We start from the raw sequence: 13,152 nt of genomic DNA, 5'->3' as shown, positions 1-13,152 counted from the left end.
GTCCGGGGGGCTTCAGGCATTGGCGGGACTGGTGACAGCGACACGCTCGGCTGTGGCGGCCGGTCGGTACAGGATGTAGTAGTAACACCCCAGGCAAATCAGCCAACAGAACACCGCCGTCCACACGTTATGGGAAAAGAAGTGCGCCCCTTGCATCATCCGCCCCAGGGAAAACACCGTGCCCAACGTGAAGGCGAGTACCAAGGCCCGGCGGGCCAGGCGCGGGCGGCGGTCGCGCAGGACGAAGAACAGCGCAAACAATGTGAACCCGGTGGCGGCGTGACCACCGGGCCAGCATCGACCGGGTTTGTCGGTGGCCGGGCGTGGGCTGAGCAGCTCACTGTAGGTTTCCTGGCCGCCGAATTCCTTCAGGCTCCAGGGGCATTGCACAGCCGTCACGGCTTTGATCGGGGTGACGAAAGACGTCGCCAGTGCCAAGGACAGCACCAGGCAACCCAGCTCGCGTTTGAACGGTTTGAGCCGGGCGATGAAAAACGTACCGATGAACCCGAGGATCGCCAGCACGGAGAACGCGATCACCACCTCCTTGGCTCGATCGTGCAGGATGTCCTCCAGAAAAAAACTGTGCCGACCGATAAAACCACCCGCCATCGGGTCGTAAAACAGCTTGGCCACGTCCATGTCCAGGGTGGTCAGTTCCAGCAGCACCAGAACGGCTGCGACAACGGCAGGCAGGCCCAAGGCAACCCGGAAATTCAGCGGCCTGGAAGCGGGGCGGAGGGCGGTGGAGACCATGGCAATACCTTTGATGGGAGTTTTCTTAAGCAGCGCGTTGCGCAGTCTGGCCTGCGCTGCGTTGGGGCGGTGTGAATGTTGGGTGAAAAACTCGTCAATGACCGTGCAGCCCTGTTCCTGGGCGCTTGACCTTTGTGGGAGCGAGCTTGCTCGCGAAAGCGTCGCTACATTCAACATGGATGGCGACTGATCCACCGCATTCGCGAGCAAGCTCGCTCCCACAGGGGACCCGCGCCGCTACGGCGGATACAACCCTAGCCGTGAGCCACGCTTGGCCGTAAGCTGCGCGGGCCAAGCCAGCCGTTAACTGTGTACGCAGAGGTGCCCATGCGAATTCTATTGGTCGAAGACAACCGCGACATCCTGGCCAACCTGGCCGATTACCTGGGGCTCAAGGGCTACACCGTCGATTGCGCCCAGGACGGTTTGTCGGGGTTGCACCTGGCGGCGACCGAACATTACGACCTGATCGTGCTCGATATCATGCTGCCAGGCATCGATGGCTACACCTTGTGCAAGCGCCTGCGCGAAGACGCCCGGCGTGATACGCCGGTGATCATGCTCACCGCCCGGGACCAGTTGGACGATCGCCTGCAGGGCTTCAAGTCCGGTGCCGATGATTACCTGATCAAACCGTTCGCTTTGTCGGAACTGGCGGCGCGGATCGAAGCCGTCATGCGTCGAGCCCAGGGCGGTGGCCGGCGGGCCTTGCAGGTCGGCGACCTGAGCTACGACCTCGATACCCTCGAAGTGACGCGCGAAGGCAAGCTGCTCAAGCTCAACCCCGTCGGCCTGAAGCTGTTGGCGGTGCTGATGCAGAAAAGTCCCCATGTGTTGCGCCGCGAAATCCTCGAGGAAGCGTTGTGGGGCGACGATTGCCCGGACAGCGACAGCTTGCGCAGCCATGTCCATCAACTGCGCCAGGTCATCGACAAACCTTTCGACAAGCCGTTGTTGCACACCGTGCACGGCGTCGGCTATCGCCTGGCCGAGGGCCGCGATGGAGTTTAAGCAAAGCCTTGCCCAACGGATCATCATCGCGTTTGCGCTGATGAGCGCATTGGTGGCCGGTGCGTTCGCCATGGGCATCGTGGCGACGGTCCATCTGGTGGAAGAGAAACTGATTTCCGCCGGGCTTGGCGGTGATTTGCAACGCCTGCTGTTGATGGACAGTGTCTCGGACTGGAACCATCGGCCGGAACCCGACCAGTTGTTTTATTTCAGCGGCGGCCCGGGGGATTTCGAGTTGCCCAAGGATCTGCGCCATCTGGAGCGCGGTTTCCACGAGGTGTTTCGCGAGCAGTTGTCCTATCACGCCATGGTCGAGATCGTTGACGGTCGGCACTACGTGTTGCTGCAAGACCAGAGCGACTTCGAAGAGCGCGAACGGGTGCTGTTCGCCGTGGTGCTGGTGGGCTTCGTGCTCAGCCTGGCGCTGGCGGTATTTCTGGGCTGGGTCCTGGCCCGCCGGGTGATGGCGCCCGTGGTTCGTCTGGCCCGGCAAGTGCGTCATCGCGATCAGCTTCTGGGGCTCGCGCCGCCGCTGGCCCCGGACTATGCCGCCGATGAGGTGGGTGAACTGGCGGTGGCGTTCGACGCCACACTGGGGCGTTTGCGCCAGGCCTTGACCCGCGAGCGGTTGTTTACCAGCGACGTGAGCCACGAATTGCGTACACCGTTGATGGTCCTGGCGACCTCGTGTGAGTTGCTGTTGGAAAACCCGGCGCTGGATCCGCGCGGTCGTACCCAGGTCGAGCGCATCAATCGGGCCAGTGAAGAGATGCGCGAGCTGGTGCAGACCTTCCTGATGCTCGCCAGGGCCGAGCGTGAAGACAACGGCATGTCGCCTCGGCTGACCCTGGGGCAGGTGGCCGAGAACCTCCTTGGCGTATGGCGTGCGCCCATCGAATCCAAAGGCCTGACGCTGATCTTCGAACCTGGGCAAACCGTCGACACCCTGTATAACGCCACGTTCCTGACGGCCGTGATGGGCAATCTGTTGCGTAATGCCCTGCACTACACCGACCAGGGATTCATCCGCCTTTCGCTGACCACCACCGGATTCGTGGTCGAGGACAGCGGCGTGGGGATTCCTGAGGAGAAGCGCGAAGCGATGTTCGAGCCGTTCGTGCGCGGTAACGAAAAACGCGGCGAGGGCTTGGGATTGGGCTTGTCCCTGGTGCAGCGCATTTGCGAAAACCAGGGCTGGACAGTCAGCCTCAGTACGATGGAGCCCAATGGTTGCCATTTCGAAGTGGAATTGAATCCAAAGGGCTAAGCCCCTCTGCTGAAAAGTCTTGTAAATATTGGAGCGTTTACCTGACTTTATTTTCACAAAGGCATGACATTCCGATTCATAAGGTGGGCCGATCAGTCATCGAGGCCCACCTAATGTCCAAACCCATCAAGCTGGAATTTTCTGAAAAATACGACGAGCAGCACGCCAGGGAATATTTTCATAAGCATCGCCGTGGCTTGAGTCGCCGTCTTTCCAACCAGCGAGACCAACAACTGGCCCGGCGTGCATTGGCCCTCGTCGGAGACCCCGGTCTGGTCCTGGACCTGCCCTGCGGTGCCGGGCGCTTCTGGTCTTTGTTGGCCGAAAAGCCGAACCGAGTCATCATCGGCGCCGACAATTCCGAGGCCATGCTCAGTACTGCATTGGAGGCCCAACCGACCGATGTGGTGAAACGGGTACGGCCCTTGCACACTTCTGCGTTCGACATCGCCTTGCCTGATAACGCCGTCGACAGTATTTTTTGTATGCGTTTGTTGCATCACATCGGTGAACCCGCGCATCGATTGGCGATTCTGAAGGAATTCGAGCGTGTCAGCCGTGACAGCGTGATCGTTTCATTGTGGGTCGATGGCAATTTCAAGGCCTGGAAACGCAAGCGTCTGGAGCGCACCCGTGGGCAGAAAGACTACCAGAATCGATTTGTGTTACCGACAGATACAGTAGAGGAAGAGTTTCGACAGGCTGGGTTTCGCATTCAGGAACGGCTGGATTTCCTACCGCTCTATGCCATGTGGCGAGTTTATGTATTACGCAAGAGGTAAGAGCATGGTTGTGCAGGCAGTAGAGACAACTGGCATTTCCCGCAACAGCTTCGAACATTTTTGGAACCAGCAAGGTGAGTGGGTGGAAGAACCCAACGTGCGACGTGGCGGTGAAAGCGGCGTGCAGCGGATCAACAGCAACGACGGCGAGCTGTTGTATGCCAAGCGTCAAACGGGGCACATTTATCGCAGTTGGTTGTATCCGCTCGGTCGACCGACCGTGCTGCGTGAGCAAGACGCGTTGCTGGCGTTGACCCAGTTGAATGTCCGCGTGCCAGAGCTGATCTTTTGTGGTGCCCAGCGTGACCCCGACCACAAGTGGCGTGCGCTGTTAGTGACCCATGCGCTGGAAGGCTTCGAGGAGATCGAGCATTGGTATGCCGGCGGCGGACGTGAGCGCCATGGCGAAGCGGTGCATGATCAAATCCTCCAGGCCCTGGCTGAGAACCTGGCCCGCATGCACAAGGGCCGTTGGCAGCATGGCTGCCTCTACATCAAGCATGTTTTTGTGCGGGTGACAGGAGAGGGCGAAGCGGCCAAGGCCGAAGTGGCCCTGCTGGATCTGGAGAAATGTCGCCAGCGTCTGACTGCCCGGCGTGCGGCCTCCCATGACCTGAAGCAACTGCGGCGCCATTCGTCGTTCAGCGATGTTGATTGGAAAAAATTCGTCTACTTTTATGAGGCGGCGTTTGGCAGCGCTATCAAAGGTTTATAGCCATGAAACTAGAAATTGCTAGAGGTTTGTTTTTAGTCGGAGCCCTGGCAGTTGCGTCAATGGCGGTGGCTGTATGGGAACAGCCACGCTCGCAGATCCTCAGTGCCTCCAGTGAGGGGGCGCATTGTCCCCTGCCGCGTGTGGCAAAGGCGAGCGAAGCGATCCGACCGGACGATGATCTGCTGCTGTTCATGTTCAGCCTGTCCCAGGGGATGAGGCCTCAGAGTTGAACATCACGAAGCCAAAAAGGCCTCGCTTGTGCGAGGCCTTTTTTTCTGCCGCAATCACCAGTCGAGCACTAAAACCTGTGGTGAGGGAGCTTGCTCCCCTGGACCGCGAAGCGGTCCCAATCGATTGCTCAGGTAGCCTTGGCGCATTGACGACGGCTTCGCAGCCGAGCGGGAGCAAGCTCCCTCGCCACAAAAACTATCCTGTTCCCTTCTGGCCGCCTTCAGGGTTTATCGGGTTTGGCCAGCAGTGTGTAGACGCAGGGCAGCACAAACAGGGTGAACAAGGTGCCAATCGACATGCCCGTGGCGATCACCGTGCCGATGTCGAAGCGGCTCACTGCCCCGGCGCCTGTGGCGAAGATGAGCGGCACCATGCCGAACACCATCGCCGCGGTGGTCATCAGCACCGGTCGCAGACGAATCGACGCGGCTTGTTCCACGGCTTCGCGCGGCGACAGGTTCTGTTCCCTGCGCAACTGGTTGGCGAACTCGACAATCAGGATCCCGTGCTTGCTGATCAGGCCGATCAACGTCACCAGGCCCACCTGGGTATAGATGTTCATGCTCGACCAGCCGAGGAACAGCGGAATCAGGGCGCCGCAGATGGACAACGGCACGGTCACCAGGATCACCAGCGGATCCCGGAAGCTTTCGAACTGCGCGGCCAGCACCAGGAAGATAATCGCCAGGGCCAGGGCAAAGGTCACCCACAACGCGCTGCCCTCCTGTACGAATTGGCGTGAAGCCCCGGCGTAATCGAAGGCGAACCCCACCGGCGCTTCCTCCCGGGCGATCTGGCGGACGGTCTCGATGGCCTCGCCCATGCTCACGATGGGAAAGCCTGAAATCGTCACCGCATTGAGCTGCTGGAACTGGTTCAGTTGTCGCGGCCGCGCCCGGTCGCTGACCTTGATCAGGGTCGATAGCGGTAGCGATTCACCCTTGGCATTTTTCACGTAGTAATTGTTCAGCCAGTCCGGGTTGTCCCGGAACGGCCGTTCGACCTGGGCGATGACCTTGTAGCTGCGGCCTTCGAGGGTGAAGCGATTGATCTCCGATTCCCCCAGCAGCGTCGCCAGGGTGCCGCCCAGGTCCTGCATGGAAACGCCCATCTGGGCGGCCTTGGCGCGATCGATATCCACCACGACTTCTGGCTTGTCGAACGCAAGGTCGATGTCCATGAAGGCGAATTTGCCGGATTCCAATGCGCGCTTTTTGACCCGGTCGGCAACCTCCAGCAGCGTTGCGTAGTCCTTCGGGGAGTTGATGACGAACGCGAACGGCAAGCCTTCGCCGGTGCCCGGCAGCGAGGGCAGGTTGAAGCCGAAGATCTGCAAGCCAGGCACGCTTTCCAGCTTGGCCTGCACCTCGGGCAGGATTTCCATCTGGGTGCGGTCGCGTTCGTTCCAGGGCTTGAGCAGGAAGCCGCCGATGCCCGACTGCACGCCGTTATAGCCATTGATCTGGAAGGAGGAGTAGTACTCCGGGAACTCCTTGAAAATGGTAATGAAGTGATCGGTATAGGTGTTCAGGTAGTCGAGGTTGGTGGGCTGCGGGGCGTTGGCCATCATGAAGATGATGCCCTGGTCCTCGTCGGGGGCCAGTTCGGACTTGCTGAACATGACCAGCACCGGGATCAGCAGCAGCACGATCACCGCGAACACCAGCACCACCGGCCGGGTGTTGAGCGTGCCATGGAGCATGCGCTGGTAACGGCTCTTCAAGCGTTCGAAGAGCGTGTCCAGCCGATGGGCCAGCCCCGAGGGGTTCTCATCGTGACGCAGGAGCAGGGCGCACATCATGGGCGACAGGGTCAGGGCGACGATCCCGGAGATCACCACCGCGCCAGCCAGGGTCAAGGCGAACTCCTTGAACAAGGCGCCCGTCAGGCCCTCGAGCAGGCCGATCGGTGCATACACCGCCGCCAGGGTGATGGTCATCGAGACCACCGGCATGGCGATTTCCCGGGCACCTTCTATCGCGGCGTCGAACGGAGTCTTGCCTTCCTCGATGTGCCGATGAATGTTTTCCACCACCACGATGGCGTCGTCCACCACCAGGCCGATGGCGAGCACCATGGCCAGCAGCGTCAGCAGGTTCATCGAGTAGCCCATCAACTGCATGAAGAACATCACGCCGATCATCGACAGCGGGATGGTCACCACCGGGATGATCACCGAACGCAGGGCGCCGAGGAACAGGAACACCACGACGATGACGATCAGCACCGCCTCGAACAAGGTCTTCACCACCTCGTCGAGGGAAGCCTGGATGAACAGGGTGGCGTCGTAGGCGATCTCGGCCTTGAGGTTGGTCGGCAGTTGCGCCTCCATCTCCGGCATGATCTTGCGCACTTCCTTGATCACATCCAGCGGGTTCGCGCCCGGCGTGGCCTTGATCCCGATGTACACCGAAGGCGTGCCACCAAAGGAGCTGATGGTGTCGTAGTTCTCGGCGCCCATTTCCACGCGGGCCACGTCCCGCAGCAACACGCGGCTGTCGCCGTCGGTCTTGAGCGGGATCGCGGCGAAGGCCTCGGCGGACTTGAGTTCGGTGTTGGCGTTGATGCTGGTGACGACGTATTCGCCTTTCACTTCACCGGCGGCGGAGAGGAAGTTGTGCTGGCGCACGGCATTGGTCACGTCGGCGGCGGTCAGGCCGAAGCCGGCGAGCTTGACCGGGTCCAGCCACAGGCGCATGGCGAAGACCTGGTTGCCGAGGATCTCCGCCTCGGCCATGCCGGGCAGTGTCGCCAGCTTGGGCTGGACTACCCGTGACAGGTAGTCGGTGATCTGCGGGTTGTTCAGTTCCTTGCTGAAGAAGCTGATGTACATCAGCGCCGAGGCATCGGCGGCCTCGCGGCTGAGGACCGGGTCCTCGGCATCCTGGGGCAACTGGTTCTTGACCTCGTTGGCCTTGGCCAGCAGTTCGGTAAAGAGCCGGTCGCTGTTGGAGCCGATGCGGGCATAGACCGAAATCACCGAGAAGTTCTGGCGACTGACCGAGGTCATGTAGTCGATGCCCTCGGCACTGGCCAGGCTCTGCTGCATCGGTTGGGTGATGTAGCCCTGGATGGTCTCGGCGTTGGCCCCGGGGTAGGCAGTGGTCACTGTGATCAGGGCGTTTTCCATTTGTGGATACTGGCGCAGGGGCAGCTTGCTCCAGGCCTGGAAGCCCAGCAGTACGATCAACAGGCTGACCACGGTGGCGAGCACCGGACGACGGATGAACGGATCGGTAAAAGCCATGGGGGTTCCTTGATCAGTCCGCGCGCGGCGTGCTGTTCTGTTCGGTCAGGGTCTTGTCGTCGCTGATGGCGATCGGCGTACCGTTATCGAGCTTGATCTGGCCGGCGATCACGACTTGTTCGCCGCTCTGCACGCCCTTGGAAACCAGCACTTGGCCGTCGCGTCGCTCGCCGGTTTCAACGAAACGCCGTTCGGCGATCAGGACGGGCTGGCCCTTGTCGTCTTTCTCGACGGTGCCATCGGCGGCTTTCTTTTGCGTCACCACGTACATGGAGTTGCCGTAGAGGGTGTAGGTCACGGCGCTTTCCGGCACGACGATGCCGGCGGCCACGTCCGGCAGGATCACCTGCAGGTTGGCGAACATGCCGGGCAGCAGCTTGCCGTCCGGGTTGGCCAGGGTGGCGCGCACCAGGACGTTGCGGGTGCTGTCCTCGACCTTGGGGTTGATCGCGCTGATGGTGCCGACGAAGGTCTGCCCGGGATAGGCCGAGACGCTGACGTTGACCGATTGGGCTACAGCGAGCCGGGGCACGCTTTGCTCAGGCACGTAGAAGTCCACGTACAGGCTGCTGAGGTCTTGCAGGGTGGCGATCACCGTGCCACTGGCCAGGTAGTCGCCGACATCCACCTGGCGAATGCCGATGGTGCCGCTGAACGGCGCCAGGATGTGTTTCTTGGCCAGCGACGCCTTGAGTTGGTTGACCGTGGCCTGGTTCTTCTTCAGTTGCGCCGAGAGCCGGTCGAATTCGCCCTTGGAGATCGCCTGGCTGCCCACCAGCTGTCGGCCGCGACCGAAATCCACTTGCGACAGGCCCAGGTCGGCCTCAGCGGTTTCCAGCAGGGCGCTTTCGACTTCGCTGTCCAGTTGCAGGAGCGGCTGACCGACCTTGACCTTTTGCCCCGACTGGAACTGCACCTTCTGCACGGTCCCGGCGATCTCCAGGCTCAGGTCCACCCCTTGCAGGGCCTTCAGACTGCCCACGGTGGGCAGGCGAGCCTGCCAGGGTTGCTGGGCGGCCGTGGCCACGGCGACGCTGATCGGAGGTTTTGGCTCGGAGAACGACTGGATCTCCTGGTAAACGGAAAAGGCCTTGTAGCCGGCGAGCAACAGCACTACCAGCAGGACAACACCCAACATGATCAGCATGCGGCGTCGCAGCATGTTCCACTTCCTTGGAAAAAAATTGAGAGAAAATACAGATAGGCGGGCACATTACCCTGAGAGTGCGGGCTATTCCAGATGCTGACGGGCCCGTGGTGCGTGGGACTTTTCCGAAAAGCAGGGAGCTTGGCGCCGATGGCGCTTCGCTCCCTTGTTCAGACCAGATGCAAATGGTTGTCCCAGAGCCCTGCCGGCAGATCTAGGGGTTTTGCAACCAGTTGTGTCTGACGACAATCGTAATAGCGGCAACGTCCCTGGCCCGACGTCACGACAAAACCGTCGGCTACCGCGCCCACGCCGGCACAGTCCGGCAAGGGTGCATCCAGGCGGACTTCGCCACTGTCCAGGTCCCAGATGAAGAAGCGGTTGCCGCGCGGGGCGGTCAGGGCCACCAGGCGCAGGTCGCTGTGCACAGCGACGCTGGCGGTGTAGTGCCCCATGGCCTGCAATTGTTCTTCGGGCACCGGGAATGCGTGGAACGGCTGCCCTGGCCGTTTGATCGCCACCAGTTCCGACGATTCGTGGGCAGCGCCCATGAACTGCTGGCCGGAGACGATGGTGCCGTCACTGGCGATGCCGAGGTGGCGCACGCTGTTCATCGATTGGGCGAGGGTTTCCTTGCTCAGCAGGGTGCCATCGCGTTGCATCAGCACCAGGCTCGGTTCCATGGCGTCGAGGTTCATTTCGACCCGGCTTTCGGCCTCGGTGCGAATGCCGCCGTTGGCCACCACCAGCGTCTCGCCATCGGGCATCCAGGACACCTGGTGAGGGCCGATGCCATGGGTGGATATCTCGCCGCTGTGCACCAGCCGCTCGCCTTCGAAACGGTAAACGCCCAACAGGCCGCGTCCCGGGTCGGTGGTGTCGTTCTCGGTGGCGTACAGCCATTCGCCGCTGTTATGGATGACCGCGTGGCCGTAGAAATGCCGGTTCGGCAGCGAGGCGATGGTTTGCAGCAGCGCCCCGTCGCGCAGGTCGATCAAGTAGCTTTCGGTGCCTGGACGACGGGCGACGAACAGCGCAATCGGCTGCGTCGGGTGATTGATGATGTCATGGCAGCGTTGGCCGACCTGGGTGGCGAACACCCGCGTGCCGTCCAGTCGATAGCCGACGGCGTAGTGCTTGCCGTCGCCATCGTCCCGTGCCGAAAGCAAGAGTGGGTGCTTGTCCTTTTGCTTGAACAGCGTCCAGCCGCCCAGGGTGACGGCGCCGAGCAGCAAACTGCCCAGTGCCAGGACCTGACGTCGAAACATGATCAGTCACCGTCGTTGGCATTGAAGCCCAGTTGAATGCCCAGCGCCTTGGCCAGTTCGCCTTCGTGCAGGCGATGGACGACGTTGAGGCTGTCGTACAAATCGTTGAGTTGCTGGCGCCCGGCATCGTCGTTGAGCATTTCGGTCAAGGAGCGCTGGCTGCTGGCGAACAGTTTCAAGGAGGCATCGTAGGCGGCGTCGATCTTGTCCGCCAACGGTTTCTGGTCGCTTGGCAGCAGGCCGCGCAGGCCCTTGTTGTCCACCCCGGCCCAGACGGTCCTGGCCGCGCTCAGGCTGGCTTCCAGCCCTTGCAACGACGACTGGCTGCGCCAGGCATCGGCCTGGAATGGCTGAGGTACGCCCTTGCTCTGGCGGCCCATCGGCGTGCCGAGTTTTTTCTTCAGCGTGTCCAGGGCCGTGACCTGCACGCGCAGCAGATCAGCGATGGCCTCGTGGGAGTCGGCATAGCGCTGGTTGGGGAACTTGCTCATCTGGGCGAGCATGCCGTCGTTGGCGTTCCAGCCCGACAGGATCTCTTCGGCCAGTTGTTTCTGGCGTTCGCCGATGGCGGTGAGCAGCGGGCAGTACTTGGCTTTCTGGGCGCTGTCGGCCATGTCGATTTTCGCGTCGAACAGCAGGTATTCGTAGGCCGAGAGCCCTTGTACGACCACGCTGGACTTGGCCAGGCCGGCGGCGTCGATCTGTGGCTGGCTGTTGACCAGTTGCTCGACCTGGCGACCCACCAGGTTTTTCTTGTCCGGCCAGAACTGCACCTGCCAGGCGCGGTTGCCCTCGGCCAGCGGGCCGATCAACAGGGGTTGCAACTCGGCCCAGGCTTTTTGCGCCTTGAGGAAGTCGGCGCGGGCGGTGTCCAGGTTTTCCTTGCCTTGGCAGAACGCCAGGGCGCTGGTTGCCAGTTGCCGGTCGGCGTCGACCCAGCGGCTGTAGGTTGGCAGGATCACCTGCTTGGCGATGGCGGCCGAGGTGACCGCTTGCGGGTCCTGGGGCGAGCAGGCACCCAGGGCGAGGGCGGCGAGGCTGGTGAACAACAGCTTGGGACGGAACATGTCAGGCTCCCATTTCTGGAAAAGGCATTTAAAGGGAATTCAGAAAGGCCAGCAACGCAGCGCGTTGCTCGGCATTGAACGCTAAAACCTGGCGTTGCGCCGCTTGTGCTTCGCCGCCATGCCACAGTACGGCTTCGATCAGGTTGCGGGCACGACCGTCATGCAGGAACTGGGTGTGGCCATTGACGGTTTCGGTCAGGCCGATGCCCCACAGCGGCGGGGTTCGCCAATCACGGCCGCTGGCCTTGAATTCGCTGCGGTTATCGGCCAGGCCTTCGCCCATGTCGTGCAGCAGCAGGTCGGTGTAGGGGCGGATGACCTGGTTGGCAAGCTCCGGTTCAGCGGCGTTGGCGGCGGTGGTGTATTTGGGGGTGTGGCAAGACTGGCAACCGGCCTGGAAAAACAGATTCTTGCCCGCCAATACCTGGGGAGAATTCACCTCGCGACGGGCCGGTACGGCGAGGTTACGGCTGTAGAACAGCACCAGTCGCAGGATGTTGTCGCTGACTTCCGGCTCGCCGTCCGGGCCGTTGCCGCTGGGGGCGCGCTTGCAATCGACCTGGGCTTCGGTGCAGTCGTCGAAGGGCCGCAGGCTCGTCGTCAGGCCCATGTCACCGGAGAACGCATGGACGTTCTGTTGGTTGAGATTGGGTTGGCCGGCCTTCCAGCCAAACCGTCCAAGTACGGTTTTCTGTTGGGCATCGTCCCAGACCTGGTTGGGGCGACCGGCAATGCCGTTGTTTTCCCGCGCCTGGGCTTTGGCGTTGGCCAGGATGGCTTCGTCGGGGATTGCCTCCAGCAACCCCAGGCCGATCATCGGCGGAGCGACACGGGCGGAAAAACGCGTGTCCGGGTGCATCGGCCCATAGGCCAATTGGGTGATCTGCAGGTTTGGCTTGCGCAGCTCCACGGCGGTGCCGTCCTTGAAGCGCACCGGGACTGGGCTGTAATCGACTCGGACTTTACCTTCGGGAGCGACACCGGGGACGGACATGTCCTGCAACTGCCCGCCGTAAACCGGCTCCGGCACGACCCCCAGTTGTTCGATGACCTTGGCGTAGGCCGGTGCGTCGGGAATCGACAGGCGCACCAGCATCGACACCGCGCTGGCGGCATCCGGCGCCGGCGGATGGCCGCGACCGTCCTTGACGTGGCAGTTCTGGCAGGCGTTGGTGTTGAACAAGGGGCCGAGGCCATCGCGGGCGGTGGTGGTCGAGGGGGCGATCACCCACGGGCTGCGGAAGAAGCTGTTGCCGACGCTGAAATCCACGCGCCGCGAAGGTGGCAGGTTGGCCGAGGGCAGGGAAAAGGCGTTCTGATCGCTCTTGCGAACCGTCGCGGCGCCACCGGAACGGGCTTCACCCGGTTCGGCCTGGGTAAAACGCGGGGCATCATCGCAGGCACTCAGGCCCAGGGCCATGAACAGTGCACATAAACGAAGAGGCAACGACGGCATCGGGCGACCTGGGAGATAGGTGAAAAGAGGGCGCAAAGTCTAACAGGGCGGGGCAGTTTGAATAAGAGGAATTATCGTTTGGTTAATGAGGTCGCGCTTGATTCACCGTGGCGAGGGAGCTTGCTCCCGCTCGGTTGCGCAGCGACCGCAAAATCCAGGGGCCGCTTCGCAGCCCGGCGGGAGCAAGCTCCCTCGCCACAAGGGC

Annotated in this window: 11 protein-coding genes; 5 read left to right on the top strand and 6 right to left on the bottom strand. The window is 61.8% G+C overall.

The window, feature by feature from the left end:
- Window positions 1-12 precede the first annotated feature (12 nt).
- Window positions 13-756 (bottom strand): phosphatase PAP2 family protein, encoded by a 744-nt coding sequence (locus tag ACZ5M5_RS23755; protein ID WP_060740955.1) that lies wholly within the window; start codon window positions 754-756, stop codon window positions 13-15.
- Window positions 757-1,083: 327 nt separating this feature from the next.
- Here ACZ5M5_RS23755 and colR point away from each other — a divergent pair, with 327 nt between their 5' ends.
- The 5 genes from colR to ACZ5M5_RS23730 all read left to right on the top strand — a co-directional run bounded on the left by colR (window position 1,084) and on the right by ACZ5M5_RS23730 (window position 4,761).
- The gene (gene colR, locus ACZ5M5_RS23750) at window positions 1,084-1,767 is read left to right on the top strand and encodes a two-component system response regulator ColR (RefSeq protein ID WP_025215158.1); all 684 of its coding nucleotides are present in this window, start codon (window positions 1,084-1,086) and stop codon (window positions 1,765-1,767) included.
- Window positions 1,757-3,034, top strand: a complete 1,278-nt coding sequence (locus tag ACZ5M5_RS23745) for a sensor histidine kinase (RefSeq protein WP_103308464.1) — start codon at window positions 1,757-1,759, stop codon at window positions 3,032-3,034. The genes colR and ACZ5M5_RS23745 overlap by 11 nt, the downstream gene beginning before the upstream one ends.
- 113 nt (window positions 3,035-3,147) lie before the next feature.
- Complete coding sequence (locus tag ACZ5M5_RS23740) at window positions 3,148-3,816, top strand: class I SAM-dependent methyltransferase (protein WP_060740957.1); 669 nt, start codon at window positions 3,148-3,150, stop codon at window positions 3,814-3,816.
- Between the two features lie 4 nt (window positions 3,817-3,820).
- The gene (locus tag ACZ5M5_RS23735; RefSeq protein WP_060740958.1) at window positions 3,821-4,531 is read left to right on the top strand and encodes a lipopolysaccharide kinase InaA family protein; all 711 of its coding nucleotides are present in this window, start codon (window positions 3,821-3,823) and stop codon (window positions 4,529-4,531) included.
- 2 nt (window positions 4,532-4,533) lie between these two features.
- A complete protein-coding gene (locus ACZ5M5_RS23730) occupies window positions 4,534-4,761 on the top strand; it encodes a hypothetical protein (protein ID WP_060740959.1) in 228 nt (75 codons plus the stop codon).
- A 221-nt stretch (window positions 4,762-4,982) separates the two neighbouring features.
- Here ACZ5M5_RS23730 and ACZ5M5_RS23725 read toward each other — a convergent pair whose 3' ends face one another.
- The 5 genes from ACZ5M5_RS23725 to ACZ5M5_RS23705 all read right to left on the bottom strand — a co-directional run bounded on the left by ACZ5M5_RS23725 (window position 4,983) and on the right by ACZ5M5_RS23705 (window position 12,947).
- Window positions 4,983-8,009 carry a multidrug efflux RND transporter permease subunit gene (locus ACZ5M5_RS23725; RefSeq protein ID WP_060740960.1) on the bottom strand — a complete coding sequence of 1,009 codons (3,027 nt, stop codon included), beginning with the start codon at window positions 8,007-8,009 and terminating at the stop codon, window positions 4,983-4,985.
- 13 nt (window positions 8,010-8,022) lie between these two features.
- On the bottom strand, window positions 8,023-9,171 hold the full coding sequence (locus tag ACZ5M5_RS23720; protein ID WP_060740961.1) for an efflux RND transporter periplasmic adaptor subunit: 1,149 nt from the start codon (window positions 9,169-9,171) through the stop codon (window positions 8,023-8,025).
- Between the two features lie 155 nt (window positions 9,172-9,326).
- Window positions 9,327-10,424: a DUF1513 domain-containing protein gene (locus ACZ5M5_RS23715; protein WP_464738071.1), complete on the bottom strand. Its 1,098-nt coding sequence runs from the start codon at window positions 10,422-10,424 to the stop codon at window positions 9,327-9,329.
- Between the two features lie 2 nt (window positions 10,425-10,426).
- Window positions 10,427-11,491 carry an imelysin family protein gene (locus ACZ5M5_RS23710; RefSeq protein WP_060740963.1) on the bottom strand — a complete coding sequence of 355 codons (1,065 nt, stop codon included), beginning with the start codon at window positions 11,489-11,491 and terminating at the stop codon, window positions 10,427-10,429.
- Between the two features lie 28 nt (window positions 11,492-11,519).
- Complete coding sequence (locus ACZ5M5_RS23705; protein WP_464738070.1) at window positions 11,520-12,947, bottom strand: di-heme oxidoreductase family protein; 1,428 nt, start codon at window positions 12,945-12,947, stop codon at window positions 11,520-11,522.
- Window positions 12,948-13,152: the final 205 nt, after the last annotated feature.

This window comes from Pseudomonas sp. Van50, from assembly GCF_055390755.1.
The sequence above is the reverse complement of the archived record's forward strand: the minus strand, read 5'-3'. Positions and strand labels throughout refer to the sequence as shown.

Excerpts from the sequence above, each read along its gene's own strand:
- ACZ5M5_RS23755 (WP_060740955.1), bottom strand. The coding sequence starts at position 756 with ATGGTCTCCACCGCCCTCCGCCCCGCTTCCAGGCCGCTGAATTTCCGG.
- colR (WP_025215158.1), top strand. The coding sequence starts at position 1,084 with ATGCGAATTCTATTGGTCGAAGACAACCGCGACATCCTGGCCAACCTG.
- ACZ5M5_RS23745 (WP_103308464.1), top strand. The coding sequence starts at position 1,757 with ATGGAGTTTAAGCAAAGCCTTGCCCAACGGATCATCATCGCGTTTGCG.
- ACZ5M5_RS23740 (WP_060740957.1), top strand. The coding sequence starts at position 3,148 with ATGTCCAAACCCATCAAGCTGGAATTTTCTGAAAAATACGACGAGCAG.
- ACZ5M5_RS23735 (WP_060740958.1), top strand. The coding sequence starts at position 3,821 with ATGGTTGTGCAGGCAGTAGAGACAACTGGCATTTCCCGCAACAGCTTC.
- ACZ5M5_RS23730 (WP_060740959.1), top strand. The coding sequence starts at position 4,534 with ATGAAACTAGAAATTGCTAGAGGTTTGTTTTTAGTCGGAGCCCTGGCA.
- ACZ5M5_RS23725 (WP_060740960.1), bottom strand. The coding sequence starts at position 8,009 with ATGGCTTTTACCGATCCGTTCATCCGTCGTCCGGTGCTCGCCACCGTG.
- ACZ5M5_RS23720 (WP_060740961.1), bottom strand. The coding sequence starts at position 9,171 with ATGCTGCGACGCCGCATGCTGATCATGTTGGGTGTTGTCCTGCTGGTA.
- ACZ5M5_RS23715 (WP_464738071.1), bottom strand. The coding sequence starts at position 10,424 with ATGTTTCGACGTCAGGTCCTGGCACTGGGCAGTTTGCTGCTCGGCGCC.
- ACZ5M5_RS23710 (WP_060740963.1), bottom strand. The coding sequence starts at position 11,491 with ATGTTCCGTCCCAAGCTGTTGTTCACCAGCCTCGCCGCCCTCGCCCTG.
- ACZ5M5_RS23705 (WP_464738070.1), bottom strand. The coding sequence starts at position 12,947 with ATGCCGTCGTTGCCTCTTCGTTTATGTGCACTGTTCATGGCCCTGGGC.